At 73.5% G+C, this 20,732-nt stretch carries 15 protein-coding genes; 6 read left to right on the plus strand and 9 right to left on the minus strand.

The features are described from left to right. Positions 1–33: 33 nt before the first annotated feature. On the minus strand, positions 34–3,510 hold the full coding sequence (locus tag FHX44_RS35740) for an indolepyruvate ferredoxin oxidoreductase family protein (protein WP_212612799.1): 3,477 nt from the start codon (positions 3,508–3,510) through the stop codon (positions 34–36). Between the two features lie 146 nt (positions 3,511–3,656). Here FHX44_RS35740 and FHX44_RS35745 point away from each other — a divergent pair, with 146 nt between their 5' ends. Then, a complete protein-coding gene (locus tag FHX44_RS35745; protein WP_246170770.1) occupies positions 3,657–4,106 on the plus strand; it encodes an Lrp/AsnC family transcriptional regulator in 450 nt (149 codons plus the stop codon). A 2-nt stretch (positions 4,107–4,108) separates the two neighbouring features. On the opposite strand, the gene FHX44_RS35750 is transcribed toward FHX44_RS35745, so the two are convergent. From FHX44_RS35750 to phnD, 3 genes are read right to left on the minus strand one after another with little or no spacing between them, the layout of a single operon-like run. Beyond that, positions 4,109–5,296, minus strand: a complete 1,188-nt coding sequence (locus FHX44_RS35750; protein WP_147259808.1) for an alpha-D-ribose 1-methylphosphonate 5-triphosphate diphosphatase — start codon at positions 5,294–5,296, stop codon at positions 4,109–4,111. Beyond that, positions 5,293–5,574: an ATP-binding cassette domain-containing protein gene (locus tag FHX44_RS35755; protein WP_212612800.1), complete on the minus strand. Its 282-nt coding sequence runs from the start codon at positions 5,572–5,574 to the stop codon at positions 5,293–5,295. Before FHX44_RS35755 ends, FHX44_RS35750 begins: the two co-directional genes overlap by 4 nt. Before the next feature lie 21 nt (positions 5,575–5,595). Beyond that, positions 5,596–6,075, minus strand: coding sequence for a phosphate/phosphite/phosphonate ABC transporter substrate-binding protein (gene phnD / locus FHX44_RS35760; RefSeq protein ID WP_147259809.1), 480 nt, complete (start codon positions 6,073–6,075; stop codon positions 5,596–5,598). 326 nt (positions 6,076–6,401) lie between these two features. On the opposite strand from phnD, the gene FHX44_RS35765 reads away from it, so the two are divergent. The 4 genes from FHX44_RS35765 to FHX44_RS35780 are packed head-to-tail and all read left to right on the plus strand — an operon-like array spanning position 6,402 to position 10,252. Next, a complete protein-coding gene (locus tag FHX44_RS35765) occupies positions 6,402–7,061 on the plus strand; it encodes a bifunctional 4-hydroxy-2-oxoglutarate aldolase/2-dehydro-3-deoxy-phosphogluconate aldolase (RefSeq protein WP_246170771.1) in 660 nt (219 codons plus the stop codon). Continuing rightward, positions 7,058–8,026 carry a sugar kinase gene (locus FHX44_RS35770; RefSeq protein WP_246170772.1) on the plus strand — a complete coding sequence of 323 codons (969 nt, stop codon included), beginning with the start codon at positions 7,058–7,060 and terminating at the stop codon, positions 8,024–8,026. Before FHX44_RS35765 ends, FHX44_RS35770 begins: the two co-directional genes overlap by 4 nt. A 47-nt stretch (positions 8,027–8,073) precedes the next feature. Beyond that, entirely contained in the window at positions 8,074–9,513 is a 1,440-nt protein-coding gene (locus tag FHX44_RS35775; RefSeq protein WP_147259811.1) for an Nramp family divalent metal transporter, read from the plus strand. 1 nt (position 9,514) lies between these two features. Then, positions 9,515–10,252: a pirin family protein gene (locus FHX44_RS35780; RefSeq protein ID WP_147259812.1), complete on the plus strand. Its 738-nt coding sequence runs from the start codon at positions 9,515–9,517 to the stop codon at positions 10,250–10,252. A gap of 12 nt (positions 10,253–10,264) precedes the next feature. On the opposite strand, the gene FHX44_RS35785 is transcribed toward FHX44_RS35780, so the two are convergent. The 5 genes from FHX44_RS35785 to FHX44_RS35805 form a co-directional block, all read right to left on the minus strand. Beyond that, positions 10,265–14,260: a serine protease gene (locus FHX44_RS35785; protein ID WP_170309174.1), complete on the minus strand. Its 3,996-nt coding sequence runs from the start codon at positions 14,258–14,260 to the stop codon at positions 10,265–10,267. Between the two features lie 135 nt (positions 14,261–14,395). Next, the gene (locus FHX44_RS35790; protein WP_147259814.1) at positions 14,396–14,827 is read right to left on the minus strand and encodes a DUF1707 SHOCT-like domain-containing protein; all 432 of its coding nucleotides are present in this window, start codon (positions 14,825–14,827) and stop codon (positions 14,396–14,398) included. Between the two features lie 121 nt (positions 14,828–14,948). Beyond that, on the minus strand, positions 14,949–17,264 hold the full coding sequence (locus tag FHX44_RS35795; protein WP_246170773.1) for a transglycosylase domain-containing protein: 2,316 nt from the start codon (positions 17,262–17,264) through the stop codon (positions 14,949–14,951). Positions 17,265–17,345: 81 nt separating this feature from the next. Next, the gene (locus FHX44_RS35800; RefSeq protein WP_147259815.1) at positions 17,346–18,017 is read right to left on the minus strand and encodes a maleylpyruvate isomerase N-terminal domain-containing protein; all 672 of its coding nucleotides are present in this window, start codon (positions 18,015–18,017) and stop codon (positions 17,346–17,348) included. A 202-nt stretch (positions 18,018–18,219) separates the two neighbouring features. Next, positions 18,220–19,287, minus strand: coding sequence for a LacI family DNA-binding transcriptional regulator (locus FHX44_RS35805; protein WP_246170774.1), 1,068 nt, complete (start codon positions 19,285–19,287; stop codon positions 18,220–18,222). A 155-nt stretch (positions 19,288–19,442) separates the two neighbouring features. Between FHX44_RS35805 and FHX44_RS35810 the strand changes: the two genes are divergently transcribed. Continuing rightward, a complete protein-coding gene (locus FHX44_RS35810) occupies positions 19,443–20,732 on the plus strand; it encodes an ABC transporter substrate-binding protein (RefSeq protein ID WP_147259816.1) in 1,290 nt (429 codons plus the stop codon).

Below are 20,732 nucleotides of genomic sequence, written 5' to 3' on the forward strand. Positions count from 1 at the left end.
CCCCTCGACTCGCCGACTGCTGGCGACGCCAGGTCAGGTTGCCAGATCGGCGAGCGCGGCGGCGGCCTTTTCGCGGAACGCGGACACGTTGCGGAGCTTGATCTCCTCGTAGCCGCGGATCACGTCCGGCAGGGCGGCGAGGTCCGCGACGGCGTCGGCGGTGTCCGGCCGCAGGTGCTCGAGGGCCTCGCGGACCAGCGCCTGGTACTCCGGCACGAGCGCGCGCTCGACGCGGCGGACCTCGGCGTGGCCGAACGGGTCGAGCGGGGTGCCGCGCAGGCGGCGGGCGGCGCGCAGCGCGCGGAACACGGGCCCCGCGGTGCGGCGCAGCCTGATCTTGCGGGTCATGCCCATGGCGCGCAGGACGGGCGGGTGCAGCAGCACGGAGACGGCGGCGTCCGGACCGAACTCGGCGTCGCGGTGGGCCTGCTCGGCCGGGTCCAGGTGCAGGCGCGCCACCTCGTACTCGTCCTTGTAGGCCATGAGCTTGTGCAGGCCGCGGGCGTAGGCGACGGCCACCCGCTCGCCCGCGTCCGCCCCGGCGCGCTCGGTGGCGATCGCCGCGACGCGCTGGACCTCCTCGGCGTAGCGGTCGGCGTAGGCCTCGTCCTGGTAGCCGGTGAGGTCGGCGACGCGGGTGGCGAGGACGTCGGCGAAGCCCTCGGCCCGGGCGGGCGACACCGGCGCGCCGGTCGCGGCGGCGACCGCCGCGGGGTCGGCGACGGCCGCGCGGCCCCAGCGGAAGGCGGCGAGGGTCTTCTCGACGCCTGCCCCGTTGAGCCGGATCGCCTGCTCGATCGCCTCGGCGGAGATCGGGATGCAGCCGTGCTGGAACGCGGCGCCGATCAGCAGCATGTTCGCCGGCATGTGGTCGCCGAAGAGCGCCTCCGACAGGCCTTGGGCATCGACGTGCAGCGCGGCGTCCGGGCGGGTGGCCGCGGCGATGCGATCGAGGGTGTCGGCGGGGGAGCCGGGCACGGCGGCGCGCCCGGTGACCATGGCCGCGGTCGGCACCACGGCGGAGCTCACCACGGCGATCGTGCGGCCCGGGCGCGCGACGGCGAGGTTCGCCTCGGAGGCGGCGCCGAGCAGGTCGAAGCCGATGAGGACGTCCGCGGTGCCGCGGGAGGCCCGCAGCGCCCCGCGCGCCGGCTGCTTGCCGATGCGGACGTCGCTCACCACCGGGCCGCCCTTCTGCGCGAGCCCGATCTGTTCCAGGCCTGCGGCGTAGCGCCCGTCGAGGTGCGCGGCCATCTGCAGGATCTGCGACACCGTGACGACACCGGTCCCGCCGATCCCGGGCATGCGCAGCAGCGCGGTGTCCCCGGTGAGCCTGCTCTCCGGCTCGGGCAGCCCGGCGGGCGGCTCCGGGATCGGCCGCGGGCCCGTGCTCCGCGGCTCCACCAACAGGAACGACGGGCAGTCGCCCTTGAGGCAGGACAGGTCGGTGTTGCAGGAGCCCTGGTGGATGCGGGTCTTGCGGCCGAACTCGGTCTCGACCGGCTGCACGGACAGGCAGGTGGAGACCTGGCCGCAGTCGCCGCAGCCCTCGCACACGCGCTCGTTGATCACGACCTTGGCGGTGGGTGAGGGGAGCTTCCCGCGCTTGCGCAGGCGGCGTTCCTCTGCGGCGCAGCGGTCGTCGTGGATCAGGACGGTGACGCCGTCGATGCCGGACAGCTCCTTCTCGGCGGCGGCGAAGTCGTCGCGGTGCGCGACGGTGGCGATCGGGTCGAGCGCCACCCCGCGGTAGCTGCCGGGGTCGGCCGTGGTGACGACCACGCGGCGGACACCCTCGACGGCGAGCCAGCGGGTGAGCGCCGGGACGTCGAGCCTGCCCTCGGCCCGCTGGCCGCCCGTCATCGCGACGGCGTCGTTGTAGAGCAGCTTGTAGGTCATGGTGACGCCGGCCGCGACAGCGGCGCGGACGGCGAGCGACCCGGAGTGGTGGAACGTGCCGTCGCCGAGGTTCTGCACGAAGTGCCGGTCGTCGGTGAACGGGGCGAGGCCGAGCCACTGCGCGCCCTCACCGCCCATCTGCGTGAGGCCCAGCTGGTGGCCGCGGCCCGCGCCGTCGAGCGCGATCATCGCGTGGCAGCCGATGCCGACACCGACCAGCGTGTCGTCGCTGGTGCGGGTGGAGGTGTTGTGCGGGCACCCCGAGCAGAAGAACGGGGTGCGGGCGGCCAGCGGGAGCGCGATCCGGGACCGTGGCTTCGGCGTGGTCGCCTGCAGGTGGACGGCGGCGGTGTGCGGGAGCCGGTCGGGCCCGATGCGGGCGGCCAGCGCGGCGGCCACCTCCTCGGCGCCGAGCGCGGACCGGGCGGGCAGCAGCGGGCGCCCCTCGGGGTCGTGGCGGCCGACGACGCGCGGCACGCGGGGGCGGCCGTGGAGCGCTGCGTCGTCGTGGAGCGCTGCGTTGTCGTGGAGCGCTGCGTTGTCGTGGAGCGCTGCCTTGAGGTGGTTCTCCAGGAACGGGACCTTGTCCTCGACGACGAGCACCTCGTCGAGGCCGTCGGTGAGCTCGGCCAGGACCTCGGCGTCCACGGGGAACGGCATGGCGAGGGTGATGATCCGCAGGCCGAGCGCCTCCATGGCGGCCTCGTCGAGGCCGAGGTCGTCGAGGGCCCGCTGCACGGTCGCGGCCGACGTCCCGGACGCGAGCACCCCGAGCCGCGCGGTGCGCGAGGTGAAGGCGACCCGGTTGAGCCCGGCTGCCCGCGCGTAGGAGCGGGCGAGGCCGAGGCGGCGGGTGAGCGCGTCGTGCTCGGCGTCGAGGGCGGTGGCGCCGACGAGGACGCGGGGCGCCTCCTCGGCCCGGCCGGGCACCGGCACGCCGAGGTCGAGCGCACCGACGTCCAGGGTGGCGGCGGCGTCGGCGACGTCGGCCACGATCTTCAGCCCGGTCCAGAGCCCGGACGCGCGGGACATGGCGACGGCGTGCAGGCCGAGCTCGACGATCTCCGCCACCGAACCGGGTGCGAGCAGCGGCAGCAGCAGGCTCTGCGCCATCGGCTCGCACGAGCTCGGCACGGTGGAGGACTTGCACGAGGGGTCGTCGCCGATGAGGGCGACCGCGCCGCCGAGCGCGGAGGTGCCGGCGAGCGTGCCGTGCCTGATGGCGTCCGCGGCCCGGTCGAGGCCGGGGTTCTTGCCGTACCAGAAGCCGGTGATCCCGTCGTGGCGCCGGCCGGGGGCCTGGCGCAGCAGCTGGGTGCCTGCGACGGCGGTGGCGGCGAGCTCCTCGTTGAGGCCGGGCCGGAACACCACGCCCGCGTCGTCGAGGAACGGCCGGGCCCGCACCATCTCCTGGTCGAGCCCGGCGAGCGGCGAGCCCTGGTACCCGCTGACGAACGCGCGGGTGTCCAGGCCGCGGGCGGCGTCGAGGGTGCGCTGCTCGAGGATCATCCGCACGATCGCCTGGATCCCCGAGATCAGGACCCGGCCGTGGCGGGCGGTGTACTTGTCGTCCAGCGTGACCGTGGTGGGCGGCATCGGGACAGCCGACATTGGCGGACCTCCGTCAGGGCGGGTACGAGGAGGAGACCCGGTTCACACTCCTCCGGGCAAGCCCTTCGCCGCCGCGTCCCATGAACACGCAAAGAGGTTGTGCTTGGATCGGCCTCGAGCTCGAGTTCTTTGCGTGGAGGGGGCCGGTGGCCGACAACAGCGCGGTCGACGACACCGACCGGCTCCTGATCGACCTGCTGCGCGTCGACGCCCGCCGCACCTACTCCGAGATGGCCGTGCAGGTGGGGCTCTCGGTCGCGGCGGTGAAGCGGCGGGTCGACCGGCTGCGCGAGATCGGCGTCATCACCGGGTTCACCGTGCAGGTCGACCACGCGAAGCTCGGCGCGGGCGTGGAGGCGTTCATCGAGCTGCGGTTCCTCGGGAACACGAGGGTGAGCGAGATCGTGCGGTCGGTGGGGACCATCCCGGAGGTGCAGGCGGTCTTCACGCTCGCGGGCGACCCGGACGCGCTCGTCCAGGTGCGGGTGCACGACCTCGCCCACCTGCAGCTGGTGATCGACACGCTGCGCCGCTCCGGCACGGTGACGGGCACCCGCACGCTCATGGTGCTGGGCTCGTGGGAGCGCGGCAGCTGACCTCAGGGTGCTCCCGCCCGGAGCACCGCCCGCACCACCGGCCAGGGCCGCCCCGCCTCGGCGAGCACGAGGTCGGCGCGGGTGCCCGGCGCGAGGGAGCCGCGGTCGGGGAGGCCGACGGCCTCGGCGGGCCCCGCCGTCACCAACCCGACGGCTGCGGGCAGCGTCGTGACGCCGTCGGCCGCGAGGAGGAACGGGGCGGCGAGCAGCCCGGACGGCAGGTAGTCCGACGCGAGCGCGGTGACGAGGCCACGGGCGACGAGCTCACGGGCGGAGGCGTTGCCGGAGTGCGAGCCGCCGCGCAGCGCGTTGGGGGCGCCCATGACCACCGGCATGCCCCGATCGCGGGCGGCGGCCGCTGCCTCGACGGTGGTGGGGAACTCGGCCACGGCCTCGCCGCGGTCGGCGAAGGCCGCGATCTCCGCGGCCGATGCCGGGCCGTGCCCGAACAGCCGGACCCGCCCGGCACCGGCCAGGCCGGCCAGGAACGACAGGGCCTCGTCCCGGATACCGCGGTTCGCCTCGCGGGAGGCGACGAACACGTCGACGTGGGCGCGGGCCTGCTCGGCGGTGAGGTCCCGGGTGCCCAGGACGTAGCGCTCGTAGTAGGTGCGATCGGCGTACTGGCCCTGGCCAGGGGTGTGGTCCTCGTGGGACACGACCGCGGTCGCGCCGAGTGCGGCCGGCCTGGTGCGCAGTGCGGCGAGGCCGCCTGCCGACCGCACGTCGAGCCGGTGCAGGATGCGGTGCTCGACGAGGCCTTCGCCCCGCTCCGCGACCTGGCGGCACATCTCCAGCGCGGCGTCCACCGAGCGCACCTTGAGCGAGCCCTCGCCCTGCTCGAAGGCCGCCCCGTGGAACACGGTGGTGATGCCGGCGGCGCGCAGCTTGCCCTCGAACGACAGCAGGGCGAACCGCCACGGCACCTCGGCGCCCGGTCGCGGCAACCGTTCGCGTTCGAGCCCGTCGGAGTGGACGTCCACGAGGCCGGGGAGGCAGAGCGCGCCGCCACCGTCCACGTCGGCCGCCGCTCCGCGAGGATGCGGGGCGACCTCGGCGATGCGGCCGTCGCGGACGGCGACCCGCGCGTCGTCGAGCACCCGTCCGGGGAGGACGGCCCGCACGTGGCCGAGCACGTAGTCGGCCGGTGGCCGGGTCAGCGACCAGCGCTCGCGCGCCGGGGCGCTCACGCCGCCGCTCCCAGTACCTGGGCGGGCGTGCCCTCCGCGGTGATCAGCCCGTCGCGCAGCTCCACGACGCGCGTGGCGAGGGTGTGCATCGCGTCGGCGTCGTGGAACACGGCGAGCACGGCCACGCCCGCTCCGGACAGCGACGCGATCAGCTCCAGTGCGCGCTCGCGGTTGGCCGGGTCGAGCGCGGAGACGGGCTCGTCGAGCAGCAGCAACCGCGGCGGGCGCACGGTGGCGGCGGCGAGGTTGACGCGCTGTCGCTCGCCGCCGGAGAGCACGCCGCAGTCGACGTCCCACAGCTAGCCGGAGGTGGAGTTCGGGTCCACGAAGCAGACGGAGCGGCCCGCGAAGCCGGCGAGGTCGGTGATCCCCGAGTCCGCTCCTGCGATCCCGTACAACTGGTAGCCGGGCTGGTCGCCGGGAGCGTCCACCACCGCCGCGACCGGCGTGATGCCGGGGTCCTGCCCCTTGGCGAGGACGTAGGGGAACGGGCCGAGCAGGGCGATGTCGATCTGCCCGGCCCGCATGCCCTCGATGACCGCGGCGTAGTCGGTGGCGTTCTGGAACTCGATCGTCGTGCCGGTCTCGCGCTCGAGCATCGCGAGGACGGGCGCATAGCTCTGTTGCAGCGACGTCGACTCCTCCGACGGGATGGAGGCGAACACCAGCGTGTCCCCTCCCGCGGACGAGGCGGGGGAGCCGACGGCGCTCTCGCCGCACGCGGTGAGTGCGAGCGCTGCCGCGCAGGCGACGGCGGCGCGGCGGAGGGTGGGGATCATCGGGCAGCTCGTCGTGGAGGAAGGTGGGGCGCGCCGGGGGTGACGGTCGGCAGCGAGGGTGGGCCGCGCGGGTGCCGGGGCCGGCACGGCCGGATGACGCCGGGGCGAACGGGGCTGGACGCTTCCGGCGACCGGTCCGGACAGCCGCTGCGCGCTCGCGGCGAGTCGGAGATCACGCGCGGCCGCGTCCGGGAAGCTTGTCGTCGCGCCGCCGGACGTCCATCATGCAGCGAGCCGTAGTGAAACTTCATTCCACTACGCGAAACGCCGCTGGTGCCGTCGCGGGATCCCCGTTTCCGGCGCCCGAGGAAGGGGGACCACCGCCTGTGACCGAATCCAGCGCACCCGATCTGAACCGCGTTCCGGTGGGTGCCGGTCTCGCCACCACCCGCGTCGTCGCGATCCTGCGGGCCGAGAACGCCGACCGCGCCGAGGCCGTGGTCGACGTCCTCGTCGAGGCCGGCGTGCGGAGCCTCGAGCTGACGTTGACGACCAAGGGTGCCCTCGACGTCGTCGAGCGGCTCGCGTCCCGCGTCCCGGCCGAGGTGGAGGTCGGGGTCGGCACCGTGCTGACGGCCGCGGACGTCGACCGCTCGGTGGACGCGGGCGCGCGTTTCGTCGTCTCCCCGTCGGTGGAGCCCGAAGTGATCACCGCCGCGCTGCGCCACGGCATCGCGAGCTACCCCGGCGCGTTCACGCCCACCGAGATCAACGCCGCCTGGAAGGCCGGTGCGAGCGCGGTCAAGCTGTTCCCCGCCGGGCAGCTCGGCCCCGGCTACCTCAAGGACGTGCGGGCGCCGCTGCCGGACATCCCGGTGGTGCCCACCGGCGGCGTCGACATCGCCTCGATCGGCGGGTGGCTGTCCGCGGGGGCGGTGGCCGTCGGGATGGGCGGGCCGCTGATCGGTGATGCGCTCGCGCCGGACGGTAACCTGACCGCCCTCGCGCAGCGGGCGATCGCCGCGCTCGAGGCGGCCCGCTCGTGACCGGCCCGCTCGTGAGCGGCCCCGGCCTGGTCACCCTCGGCGAGACGCTCGGCCTGCTCGTCGCCGACGACGTCGGCCCGCTCTCGCTGGCCAGGGGGATGCGGCTGTCCATGGGCGGCGCGGAGTCGAACGTCGCCATCGGCGTGTCCCGGCTCGGGGTCGCGGCGACCTGGATCGGCCGGCTGGGCCGCGATCCGATCGGCGACCTGATCGAGCGGAACCTGCTCGCCGAGCGGGTGCGTGCCGTCGTGCGCCGTGACGACGCGCCGACCGCCATGATGCTGCGGGAGCGGCGCACCGGCTCGGTGCAGAACGTGACGTACTACCGGCACGGCAGCGCGGGCTCGCACCTGCAGCCCGCGGACGTGCCGGCCGGGATCGTCGAGGACGCGGGAGTGTTGCACCTGACCGGGATCACCCCGGCACTGGGGGAGGGCCCCGCCGCGGCCGTCCGGGAGGCGCTGCGCCGGGCGCGTGCCGCGGGCGTGCCGGTGTCGGTCGACCTCAACTACCGGTCCAGGCTCTGGGCGGCCGCCACCGCGGCGCCTGTGTTCCGCGAGCTCGCCGCCGGCGCGGAGATGCTCTTCGCGGGCGACGACGAGGCGCGCATCGCGCTCGAGCTCGACGACCGGACCGGCCCCGAGAAGCTGGCCGCGGCACTGGCCGAGCTGGGCCCGCGCGAGGTGGTGATCAAGCGCGGCAGACACGGGGCCACCGCGCTGATCGACGGCGAGCTGATCGACGTGCCCGCCGTGCCGGTGCAGGCCGTCGACAGCGTGGGTGCGGGCGACGCCTTCGTCGCCGGCTACCTCGCGTGCCGGCTCGCCGGCCGCGACCCGGACGAGGGCCTGCGCACCGCGGCCGTCACCGGGGCGCTCGCCGTGACGGTCCCCGGCGACTGGGAGGCATCCCCCCGGCCGCACGAACTGACCCTGCTCGGTGCGGAGGACGACGTGCAGCGCTGACGCCCCCGACGCACCGGCAAGACCCCTGATAGGAGAGGCACGTACCGATGTCCAGCGATCGCGACGGCGCGGTGTCCGCAGACCCGTCGAAGCTCTTCCCCACGAAGTACCTGCCTCCACCGCAGGTGCGCGACCTGCCCGCTCCGCCGGTGAACCAGTGGCGCTACGTCGGCCCCGGCATCATCGCCGCCGGCGTCGGGCTGGCGAGCGGCGAGTTCATCCTGTTCCCCTACATCACGTCCCAGATCGGGCTCGGTTTCGTCTGGGCCGCGCTGGTCGGGCTGATCACCCAGTACTTCCTGAACATGGAGATCGAGCGCTACACCCTCGCCACGGGCGAGACCGCGCTCACCGGGTTCAGCAGGATGTGGCGGCACTGGGGCCTGGTGTTCGCGATCCTCGCCTACCTCGCGAACCTGTGGCCGGCGTGGGTCACCAGCTCGGGCACGCTGTTCAGCTACATCTTCGGCGGCAACCCGTCGATCATCGCGATCGTGCTGCTGGTGCTGGTCGGTGCGATCCTCACGCTGGCCCCGATCGTCTACAACGCGTTGGAACGCGCCCAGATGCTCAAGGTGGCCGCGGTCGTGCTGCTGGTGGTCATCGGGGCCCTGTTCGCGATCGGTGGGGCGTGGGCGGACGTGCCGAAGATCATCACCGAGGCGCAGTTCCCGGCCGCCGAGCTCGGGTTCGCCACGCTGATGGGCGCGCTGGCGTTCGCGGGCGCGGGGGGCGGCCAGAACCTGGTGCAGAGCAACTGGATCCGGGACAAGGGCTTCGGCATGGGGCACTACGTGCCGAAAATCGTGTCGCCGCTGACCGGGGAGCCGGAGGCCCGCGGCCGGGTCGGGTACGTGTTCTCGCCCACCGACGAGAACCTGAGCCACTGGCGCGGCTGGTGGCGGTTCGCCAACCGCGAGCAGCTGTGGACGTTCGTGCTGATCTCGTTCGTCTCGATCGTGTTCATGTCGCTGCTGGCCTACGCGACCGTGTTCGGGCACCCGGACGTGAAGAACGACATCTCGTTCCTGAAGATCGAGGGCAACGTCCTCATGGAGCGGGTCGGCACGTGGTTCGGCTACTTCTTCTGGGTGGTCGGCGCGGTGTCGCTGTTCGCCGCGGCGCTGGGCATCGTCGACTACACCAGCCGGCTGGCCGCCGACGTGCTCAAGACCATGTACTTCCCCGACATCAACGAGAGCAAGCTCTACGCCGGGCTCGTGTGGGGGCTCGCGGTGCTCGGGATCATCGTGATCTCGGCCGGGTTCTCCCAGCCCATCGTCCTGGCGGTGATCGCGGCCTGCGTGGGCGGGACGATGATGTTCATCTACTCCGGCCTGCTGATCGTGATCAACAAGAAGCTGCTTCCGGAGGCGATCCGCATCCGCGGGTTCCGGGTCGGGGCGCTGGTGTGGTCGGTGCTGTTGTTCGGCGTCCTGGCCGTGCTGACGATCGGCCAGCAGGCCGGGCGGCTGTTCGGCGGCTGAGGTGCGCACCGTCGTCCGGGTCGCGGAGGCCCTGCACGCCGGCCCGGATGCCGAGGTCGACGACAGGTGGCTGCACGTGCGGCCCGGCGACGTGGCCCGGACGTCGCCGTTCCTCGTGCTGTCCGAGGACCGGATCTCGGCGCCGGGCTTCGAGTGGCACCCGCACCGCGGCATCGAGACGGTCACGGTGGTGCTGGGCGGGGTGCTCGAGCACGAGGACGACGCGGGTGGCGCGGGCGTGCTGGAGGCGGGTGACGCCCAGTGGATGACAGCGGGCCGCGGCATCGTGCACCGGGAGGTCGCCGCCCGCGGCACGCCCGCCCACATCCTGCAGCTGTGGCTGGACCTCCCCGCGGAGGCGCGGTCGGCGTTGCCGGGGCACCAGCAGCTGCGTGCCGCCGACCGCCCGCGCCTCGCCCGGCCGGGGGCGGAGATCGACGTGCTCGCCGGCACGGTGGACGGGGTCGAAGGCCCCGCCCGGCCCGCCGCACCGGCGCAGGTCGTGCTCGTCACGCTCGCTCCGGGCGCGGCGCTCGACCTGCCCGTTCCGGCGGCCCACCGGGCGCTCGCCCTCGTGATCGAGGGGGACGCCGTGGTGGCGGGCGAGCCCGTTCGCGCCCGCCGGACGGCATGGTCAGAGCCTGCCGACGCAACGCACCTCGCCCTGCTCGGGGGCGCGGAGGGCGCGCGCCTGATGGTCGCGAGCGCTCCGCCCGGCGACGAGCGCGAGCGGGGTTGATCGATGCTCGGCTCAGTCCGTCGCGCAGGGGTGGTCGACCACGACCCCTGCCGGTAGGAGCGTGCGGTCCTTCTCGGTGAACGGTTGGTCGGCGATCGTGCACAGCCGCTCGGCCCACTGCTGTGCGGTGATCGGCATCGTGAACGGAACTCCGCCGTTGAACGCGGAGACCCGTAGCTGGCGGCCGTCTTCGGTCAGGTCGTTCGGACGGTACAGCTTGGCCAGGGCGAAGGTGCCGCTCTCGCTGCCCCGCTCGGGGTCCCAGAAGACGAGCCGGTAGTCGCCTTCGTCGCGCATCGTCATGACGTAGTCGTCCTGGGTGACGCCGACGAGCGATGACGTGCCGGGTGCGGGGAAGGCGGGCCGGACCGGCTGCAGACCGGCGAGGTCCCTGATCTCCAGGTACGAGCCGAGCGTGAGGGCCGCCATCCGGTCTCCGGAAGGGAAGAACGCCGGAACGATCGGCTGCAGCGTGCCGGTGACCGGGATGTCGGCGACCCGCCGCCGTTGCCGGAGATCCCAGATCTCGGCGCCCAGCCCCTTGGCCAGGACGATCTCGTCGGGACGGCCCGGCCGGACCGCGAACTGGGTGGACTCGCGATAGCCCGCCTCGGGCAGCCGGGTCGGTTCGTACGGCTGGGTTCCCGTGGCACGGTCCCACGTGGTCACGACGTACCGGGACATCGCGACGATCCGGTCCTTCGTCACCACGACCTGGGGTGTGCGGCCGGAGGTCTGCGCCTCGAGCGGGAGGACCGAGCGCCGATCGAGGGAGGGCAGGCCGAAGTCGGTCACCGTCCAGCCCTGCTGTTGCGACGCCAGCACGACGAGGCCGCTGGTGACGGAGGTGAACGTCTCGCCGGCGAGGTCGGCCTGCTCGTGGCTCACCTCCGCGAGCCGGCGCAGGTCCCGGTCGAACAGGACCGTCCGGTCTCCTCCGACCGCGAGCAGGTAGCGCTCGTCGTCGACGGGCCACAGGGTCAGGCTCGGGTCGGTGGGGACGGGCTGGGCACGCAGTCGCAGGACGGACCCCCCGTGCGCTAGCAGGACAGCGGGCGAGGCGTCGCTCCCGACGACGACCATCGGGATGCCGAAGCGCGGGTTGAGCGTGTTGCGGGTGTCCGGCGGGAGGGCGAGCCCGAACGTCTGCCCATCGCTGAGCCGGGTGAGGCGCGCTGTCCTGCTGCCGGCCTCACCGGTGGACGCGGTGACCTCGACCAGGTGTTTCCCGTCGGACGTGAGCATCAAGGGCCACTCGGCCGAGCACGTGCTCAGCAGGGCGAACCGGCGGATCTCCGCGCCGTCGGCCAGCGCACGCAGCACCGCGACCGACTGCGTTCCGTCCTGCTCGCAGCTCACCACGTTCCGGTCGGCCCACGAGGTGGTCACGCTGCCCGGCGGGAAGGAAGCCCGCTCGGCGCCGTCGGCCAGCGCCCGGACGACCAACGGGCCCAACGCGGCCGAGTCGAAGCCGAGCTGGAGGACCACCAGGTTCGGATCGGCCGGGAGCTCGACACCGGTGCCCCCGGGGTCCGCGATCGGGTCGATCCGGTGCGGGACGACCGCGCCGGTCCGGGCATCGCGCAGCTCCAGCGCATGCACTCCCGGGCTCACCTGCTGCGTCCACGCCACCTTCGTCGCGGCGGGATCCATCTCGACGCCGCGGAGCCCGGGTGGCGTGATCCCGGTGGGTGTCCGGTCCGGCCCATTGCGCGTCGCGACGTCCCACCGCAGCACGTCGCCGTTCGAGGCGAGCGCGACGAGCGTTCTGCCTTCCTCGATGAGGCCCGCGGCGCGGAACCCGGTGGGGATCGGTACGTCCCAGCGCTCGGGCCGGCCGGTGGCCAGGCCGTCGATCAACACGACACCTTCGCCGTCCCGCACCAGCACCCGGTCGGCGCCGGCAGGGGGCAGGACGATCCTGTCCAGACCGTCGCCGCTCACGTCGGGGAAGATGGCCTCCACCGATCTCATGGCGAGGTACTGGTTGACCAGCGCGGTGCGGGCCGCGCCATTGGCCGGATCCAGGTGCCAGGCGGTCAGGGCGAGCCGGGTGGCGGCGACGGGGTCGACGCCGGCCTGCCTGAGCGCCGTCTGGGCGACCAGCTCCGCGTTGGCGAGGCGGAGCTGGTCGTTGATCCGGTTGCCGCGCGTGACGGCGACGACGGAGAGCGTCCCCGCGGCCAGCACGAGCACGGTGAGCACCGCGGTGACGATCCGCCAACGGCGTACCTCGCGCCGCTGCCGGGCCTGGCTGCGCCGGACGTACTCGCGACCGGCCTCCGGGACGTCGTCGGACCGCGCGGGCAACCAGTCGAGGGCCGTCGAGAGCGCGGTGCCGCGCAGCAGCGCCCCGTCGTCCCGGGAGGTGTCCTCCCAGCGTTCCCGCTGCTGGTCGAGCTGCGCGCGCCACGCGAGGAAGTCGCGGTCCTCGGTGAGCCAGTCGCGCAGCCGCGGCCAGTGTGCGATGAGCGCCTGGTGGGCGAGCTGGACGTGCTCGGTGCCGGTGGACGAGCGGGCGACCACCACGAGGCGCCCGGCGGCGAGCCGGTGCACGAGCGGTCGCAGGTCGGGGGCGACGTCGGCCCACGGCAGCGAGGCACGGGTGAACCGGCCGTCGCGGTCGGGACTGGCGAGCGAGGTGAGCAGGCGGCGCAGCCGGGTGGCGTCATCGGGGTCGGTGAAGCCGGCCAGCACGGCTTCCGCGTGGGTGGCAATCACACCCGCGACGCCTCCGGCCTCCTCGTACGCGCGGAGCGTGAGGTAGCCGCCGTCGCGGCGGGACCACAGCTCGGTGAGCAGCGACTCCACCAGCGGGAGGTGGCCGGGTTCGGTGGCGGCGTCGTCGAGGATCCGGTCCACGAGTCCGGCCTCGAACGACAGGCCGGGCGCGCGCTCGGCGGGGGCGACGATGGCCTCGCGCAGCTGGGTGCGCTGCAACGGCGGAACGAGCACGGTGCCGGCGCCGAGCATGCCCGCGAGCTCGGGCACGAGCACCTCGTCGAGGGTCGCCGACCGCAGGGTGAGCACGGCTCTGATCGGTTCGGTCCCGGTCACGAGATCGCCGACCCGTTCGAGGAGCTCGCGTGCCGCGTCCGGCTGGGCGGCGGCGAGCTCCTCGAACTGATCGACGACGAGGACGGGCGTGCCGCCGCTCTCACCGGGGGGCACCTGCGTGAGCGCGGCGGTCAGCGCAGGCTCCACCGGCTGCCCCGGGATCGGGGTCAGCTGCGCGATCCGCGCGCCCTCGGCCCGCAGCCGCGGGACCAGGCCCGCCCCGACCAGCGAGGACTTCCCGACCCCCGACGGCCCGACCACCGCGACCAGCGGGTGCGCGGCGAGGGCGTCGGCGAGCACGGTGACGTCCGCGTCGCGGCCGAAGAAGAACTCGGCGTGTTCCTCACCGAACGGCTCCAGACCGCGATAGGGGCAGGGCAACAGCTCCGGGTCGGCGCCGAGCACCTGCTCGACGGGGATGAGGTAGGCCGTCGTCGTCCGGCCACTGCGGTCGGCCGCGACCGTCATCCCGACGACCGCGCCGGTCTCCTCGTGCCACACCGGCGCGCCGCTGAACCCTTCGACGATCGGCTGGTCGCCGACGGTGGTCTGCAGCTGGAACCAGCGGGTGCCCTGCGCGCCGCGAATCCGCCCGGTCGTCCAGACCCCGTCCGCCATGCCCTCGGGGAACCCGAGCACGCGGAAGTGCTGGTCCCACAGCTGGTCGACGCGCCGCAGCGGCGGCATCCGCGCGCCGCGCGGCAACGGGTCGATCAGCTTCAGCACGGCGACGTCGCCGGTGCCGTCCTCCGCGATCGGCAGCCAGCGGTGCACCACCGCCCGGGCTGCGACGCCCAACATCGGGAAGTCGACCCGGACGGGGTCCGGCGGCGGCTCGGCGGCGTACGGGTCGGCGCCCGCCACGCTCGCGACCACGTGGGCGCAGGTGGCGACCAGGTCCGGCCCGACGAGGAAACCCGCGCCGGCCACGTCGCCGCTCCGCGTGATCACCCTGGCTGCCACCCTCGCGGCGAGCGTGTGGTCCTGGCTGCTCGATGGCACGTTCGATGGCACGTCCGTGGTCCCCCCGACGATCTCCGCACAGGGTAGGAGCACGGGGGTCGGGCGCCGGCAGCCGGCACCGCATCAGGCCGCGACGGCCGGGGGCGCGGCGCGCACGGCGAAGCGGCGGTGCACCAGCAGGCTGAGGCCGAGCCAGAAGATCGGCCACACCGGCCAGAACCACGGTGCGGGGTCCATCGCCCACCGCGTCACGAGGAACACCGCGAGGAAGCCGACGATCGCGGCGTGCACCGCGAGCCGCCTGCGGGCCCCGGCGGCGAGCGGGCCACGGCGCGGCTCGGGCGCAGGGGCGGGCTCCTGCACGGTCGGCAGGTCGAGGGTGAGCGGGTCGAGCTCGTCGCGGGTGACGGCGGCGTAGGCGGCGGCCTGGCGCTCGTCGGCCTCGGAGAGGGTGAGGAACCCGGCGCTCGCGGCCTCGCGCAGGCGGGTGGCGACGGCCTCGCGCTCGGCGTCGGAGGCGCGGATACCGGTGGTGGGCTCGGAAGGTGTCGTCATGCATTCGATGCTGGCCCGGGAGCGCGCCCGCGGCGTCGGCTCCGCGGAGGCATCTCGCCTACGCCCCCGGTCGTAGGAGATCGGCCGCAAGAGCTCGGCCGCAAGAGATCGGCGCGGCGGATCAGCCTGCACCCGGCGGCGGGGGTGGCGGTGGGACCCAGCCGGTGCTGATCTGCAGCGTGATCGTCTCCTCGGGGAGCGCCGTGCCGCGCGGGGACTGCCCGATGACGGTGCCGGCCGGTGCCGCGCTGTCGACGGTGCCGGTGGTGACCGGGAATCCCGCTCGCTCGAGCATGGCGCGGGCATCGGTCTCGGGACGGCCGATGACATCGGGGACGCGCGTGGCCGCACCGCCCTCGACGTAGCGCGGGTCGGCGGGGGGCAGCGGTTCGACCGGTCGCCCGGCGAGCAGGGGGGTCATGGTGCCGAACCAGGTCTGGGCCGGTGTCTTTCCGCCGAAGATGTTGCCGACGCGGCAGGCGAACGGCGCGCCGGGGCCGTCGCACAGCGGCCTGGGGTTGGCGGAGTTGTCGAACGTGATCACGGCGCCGGACATCTGGGGCACCACGCCGAGGAACGCGGCGGACTGGTGCACCTGGGTGGTGCCGGTCTTGCCCGCCAACGGCCGGTTCCAGCCGACCTGGCCCGCGGCGCCCGCCGCCGTGCCACCGGGCTTGTCGTCCTTGGAGAGCCCCGTGAGCAGGGTGTTGGCGAGGCCCGGTTCGACGACCTGCTCGCACGGTGCCTCCGGCACGGGCACCGGGTTGCCGGCCGCGTCGGTGATCGACTCGATCGGGGTGGGCGGGCACCACGTGCCGCCGCTCGCGAGCGTCGCGCCGACGTTCGCCAGCTCCAGCACGCTCGTGGGGGTGACCCCGAGGGTGAACGATGCCTGGCGCTGCGCCTTGGTGACCTCGGCGATGGAGCGGTCGGTCGGGCGCCCGGTGGCCGGGTTGACGAACGGGGTGGTGGCGAGCGAGCGCATGCCCAGCCGCACCGCCATGTCGACGACGGGCGGGACGCCGGTGAACTCCATCAACCTGATGAACGCGGTGTTGGGGGACTGGGCCAGCGCGTCGGTGAGCGGGAGCCGTCCCGGGTAGCTGCCGGCGTTCTGCACGGGGATCGGGCGGCCGCCGCCGTCGCGGTAGATCGGCGAGGCGTACCCGCCGGGCGGCACCTCGATCTGGGTGTTGATGCCCAGGCCCTTCTCCAGGGCGGTGGCCGCGGTGAAGATCTTGTAGACCGAGCCCGCACCGAGGTTCACCGGCTCGTAGGGCAGGCCGTAGCTGGTCTGGCGGGCGGCGGCGTCGAGACCGAAGACCCGGCTGGAACCCATCGCCTGCACCCGGTGCCTGTCGGTGCCGGGCTCCACGATCGACATGACGTTGGCAGCATCCGGCGAGTCCGGCGGCACCTGGGTCTTCAGCGAGGCGGTCATCGCGGCCATCGCGTCCGGGTCGAGGGTGGTGCGCACCGTGTAGCCGCCGCGCGCGAGCTGGTTCTGCGAGATGCCGGCGCCGGCCAGGTAGTGCAGGACGTAGCTGCAGAAGAAGCCGTTGTCGCCTGCGCCGATGCAGCCGTTCGGCCGGGCACGCAGCGGCGACGACACCCCGAGCGGGCTCGCGAGCGCCGCCTGCGCCTGCTCGTCGTCGATCATGCCCTGCTCCAGCATGAGCTTGATGACGAGGTCGCGGCGCTCACGCGCGGCCTCGGGGCGGCGCACCGGGTCGAACCCGCTGGTGCTGCGCACCATCCCGGCGAGCAGAGCGGCCTGTGGGATCGTGAGCAGGTCGGGGGTGACCCCGAAGTAGGTGCGCGCCGCGGCGGCGATGCCGTATGCGCCGTTGCCCCAGAACACGGTGTTCAGGTAGCGGGTGAGGATCTCGTTCTTGGTGAGCTGCTGCTCGAGCTGCAGCGCGATCTGCACCTCGCGCAGCTTGCGCGCCGGCGTCTGCTCCACCGCCCTGAGCTGTTCTGTCGGGCTGTTGGCGAGCACGTAGAGCGTGTAGTTCTTGACGTACTGCTGGGTGAGGGTGGACGCGCCCTGCTCGATGTCACCCGATGCGGTGTTGGCGAGGACGGCGCGCATGGTGCCTGCCCAGTCGACGCCGTCGTGCTCGAAGAACCGGCGGTCCTCCACCGCGATCAGTGCGGCGACCATCGCGGGCGCCACCTCGTCGACGGTGACGAGCTCGCGGTCCTGGGCGAAGACGTGGGCGATCGGGGTGCCGCGGCTGTCGGTGATCGTGGTGGTCTGCGGCAGCGAGCCGGCGATCAGCTCGGCGGACACCCCGCTGAGGCTGTCGCTCGCCTGGTTGGCGGCGAGCCCGGCGCCCGCGGCGAGTGGGTAGGACACGCCCGCGACGAGCACACCGGCGAGCATGCAGAGGCCGAGCAACAGCCCGACGCACCGAAGGATCAGACGCCCCCGCACATCGTCTGACGGTAGTTGTGCGCGCGTCATGTCGCAGTCAGAAATGTTGCAGTTCGGAACCTTTCGACGAGCGCGAGGAGATCAGCCCAGCAAGGGGAGCCGGGCCGCGAGCGGGCCGGCCTGCGCCGCCTGCTCCTCGTCGGGCACGAGGCGGCCGGTGGCGATCAGCACTGTCGCCTCGTCGTCCCAGGGGAGCGGTCCGCCCGCCAGCTCCTCGACGGTGGCGCGAGCCAGGCCGAGCGCCGTGGGCGCGGGCGGTGGGAGGGTGAGCTCGGCCCCGAGGTCCAGGTGATGGACGGCGAGTTCGAGGGCCCATGTCGCGAGGAAGTCGCCGGTGCGCATGGTGTGGCCCTGGATCGCGACGACGCCGTCGGGCAGCGCGCCCACCGCGGCGGCGAGCGCGTCGGCGGTGGGCCGCAGGTGCGCCACGATCCCGGTGGGTGACCGGTAGGCCGCGCCCATCGCCCGGACGAACCGCACGTGCCCGACGGGGCTGGCCGCGGACTGGGGCCCGGTGGGGCTGCTCCAGTAGCTCGTGGCGTCGGTGTCGGGGGCGCGGTCGGTGGGACTGACGACGCCGAGCAGCATCTCCTGCAGGCCGAGGTGGACGTGGACGAGCACGTCGCCCACCGTCCAGCCCCGGCAGCGGCTGGTGGCGAGCAGCTGGTCGTCGTCGAGCCCGTCGGCCGTGGCACGCAACGCCTTCAGCCCGTCGAGGAACCCGGTGCGCCCGGCGGCGTGGGAGACCTGCACCGGGGAAGGTTAGGGGACGGCTACTGCCCGAGACCTGATTGGTGCCGTGGGCGCGTTCCGCGGAACGCCCGTGATCAGCGGTTCGGTGCGAACGCGGCGAGATCCCGCCGTTCTCGCACCGATTTGCCGATCATGAGGTGGCAACTGCGAGGACGCGGGAAGCCCTTCATGCACGGACACAACGATCAGCTGGAAGTACCAGCTATGTGTAGCCCGGCACCGGGCCGGTGGAGCTGCGCACGACCAGTTCCGGGCGTAGGAGCAGGGAGCCGCCGTTGGGTCTGCCGCCGCCCCCTTCGACGCCGGCGCGCAGGTGGGTGAATGCGGCGTCGGCCATCGCGGGCAGCGGCTGGCGGATCGTGGTGAGCGGTGGGGTGGCGAGGTCGGCGAGCACGATGTCGTCGAAGCCGACCACGGACAGGTCCGTGCCCACCTGCAGACCGGCGTCGCGGGCACCTGCGGTGATGCCGAGCGCGCACATGTCGTTGATCGCGACGATCGCGGTGGGCGGGCGGCCGCTGGTGAGCAGCTCGCGTGCGGCGCTGCGGCCGAGGTCGGGGAAGTCGAGGTCGCCGAAGTGGTCCCCGTAGTGGTCCTGGGTGCCGCCGGACCAGACGAGCGCGTCGTCTGCGCCGAGGCCGAACTCCTCGAGGGCCGTCTCGAACCCGCGGAACCGGGCTCGCCGGTTGACGCTGCGCAGCGAGCCGGAGACGAAGGCGAGCCTTCGGTGGCCGAGTTCCAGCAGGTGCCGGGTGGCGAGCTCGGCGCCGACGGCGTTGTCCACGGAGATGTTCACCAGCGACGGGGGATCGCCCGCCTGGGCCGTGCGGTCGAAGGCGACCAGCGTGAGCCCGCGTTCCACGAGGGGAAGCACGTGTTCCAGCGACGGCAGCGACGAGCAGAGCACCACGCCGCGGATGCCGTCGGCCCACAGCTCCTCGAGGTAGTCGCGCTCCCGGGCCTGGTCGCGCTCGCTGTTGCACAGCAGCACCCGGTAGCCGGCCTGCAGCGCGGCGGCCTCGATGTGGCGCGCGAACGTGCCCCAGAACGGGTTCGCCACCGACGGCACCACCAGCCCGAGCACGTGGGATCGGCCGGTGCGCAGCTGCCGGGCCGGGCCGTTGGGGCGGTAACCGAGCCGCGCGATAGCCTCCTCGACGCGCTCGCGGGTCTGCGGCAGCATCCGGTCCGAGCGGCCGTTGAGCACGTTCGACACCGTGCTCGGCGAGACCCCCGCCTCGGCGGCGACCTGGTGGATCGTCACACTCACCGCGCCTCCTCGGGCGTTCACAGCTTGGCCGATGTCGATCGTTGACAGGGCATGAGGGCGCCCCTAGCTTGGTGCATCGTTGCAATGGTGCAACGTTGCAGTGGCAAAGGCCACCCGTGCGGCCGATCCACACTGCAGTGGAGGGGAGTTCATCGATGACCATCCGACACCGGTCCGTCCTGCGGACCGTTGCGGCCGTGGCGGCCGGTCTCGTGGCCCTCGCCGCGTGCGGCGGGCCGGCGCCGGACCGCGGGGGAGACGGCGCCGTGAGCGGCGAGATCAGCCTGCTGACGCCGATCTTCGAAGGGGCCGACGGTGCCGCGGTGCTGGAGGAGCAGCTCGCCGCGTTCAAGCAGCAGTACCCCGACGTCACGGTGAAGCCGGACTACACCTCCTACGGCAAGCTCAACGAGAAGCTCACCACGTCGATCGCGAGCGGCCAGCCCTACGACGTGATGCTGATGGGCGCCGGGTGGATCCCGCCGTTCGCGTCGAAGGGCGTACTGGCCGACCTCGGACAGGACCCGGCGTCGCTCGGGTCGCGGTTCTTCGAACGCGCGGTCGACGCGGGCGTCCACGAGGGCAAGGTCTACGCCCTGCCGATCATGATGGACACCCGGATCGGCATCTACCGCAAGGACCTCTTCGCGCAGGCCGGGATCACCGAGCCGCCGAAGAACTTCGCGGAGATGCGCGAGTACGGCAAGCGGCTCACCCAGCGGGCCCCGGACGGGACGCTCCAGGTCGCCGGGCTGGACGTGCTCGGCATCGACCCGCGGCAGGCGTTCCTCACCATGCTCTGGGCTGCAGGCGGCGAGCTCTTCGCCCCGGATGGTTCGCCGGCGTTCAACTCCCCGGCGGGGGTCAACGCGCTGCAGACGATGACCGACGTCATCCAGGTGGACCGCAGTGAGGACGTCGGCTGGACGGTGCCCAACTCGCCGACCGGCAACGTGATGGCCCAGGGACGGACGGCGATGATGGTCGGGCACCACCACTTCTGGACCCAGATCCAGGAGGAGGCGCCCGACATGATCGCGCAGGACAAGCTCGGGTTCTTCGTGATCCAGGACGAGCGCCCCGCCATGTTCCAGGGCGGCACCCTCGCCACCGTTGCTGCGCAGAGCAAGCACCCCGCGGCGGCGAAGGCGCTCGCCGGGTTCCTGGCGTCGGACGGACCCGCACTCGCCGCGAACCAGCAGCGCGGCAACATCCCCGCCCTGAAGTCGCTCGAGTCCTCGGAGTTCGTGCAGCAGAACAAGGCCATCCAGTTCGCCATGCAGAACTTCGACGCGGCCCACTCCGAGGGCGGTGTGCCGCAGTGGCTCGACATCCGCGACAAGTTCAAGCCGGCGATCGAGAGCGCCATGCTCGGCCAGAAGAGCCCGCAGCAGGCGCTCGACGACCTGGCGGCCGAGGCCACGGCTGCGCTGGCGGGTCGCTGA

Origin of the sequence: Pseudonocardia hierapolitana (assembly GCF_007994075.1) — a bacterium.
GTDB lineage: Bacteria > Actinomycetota > Actinomycetes > Mycobacteriales > Pseudonocardiaceae > Pseudonocardia > Pseudonocardia hierapolitana.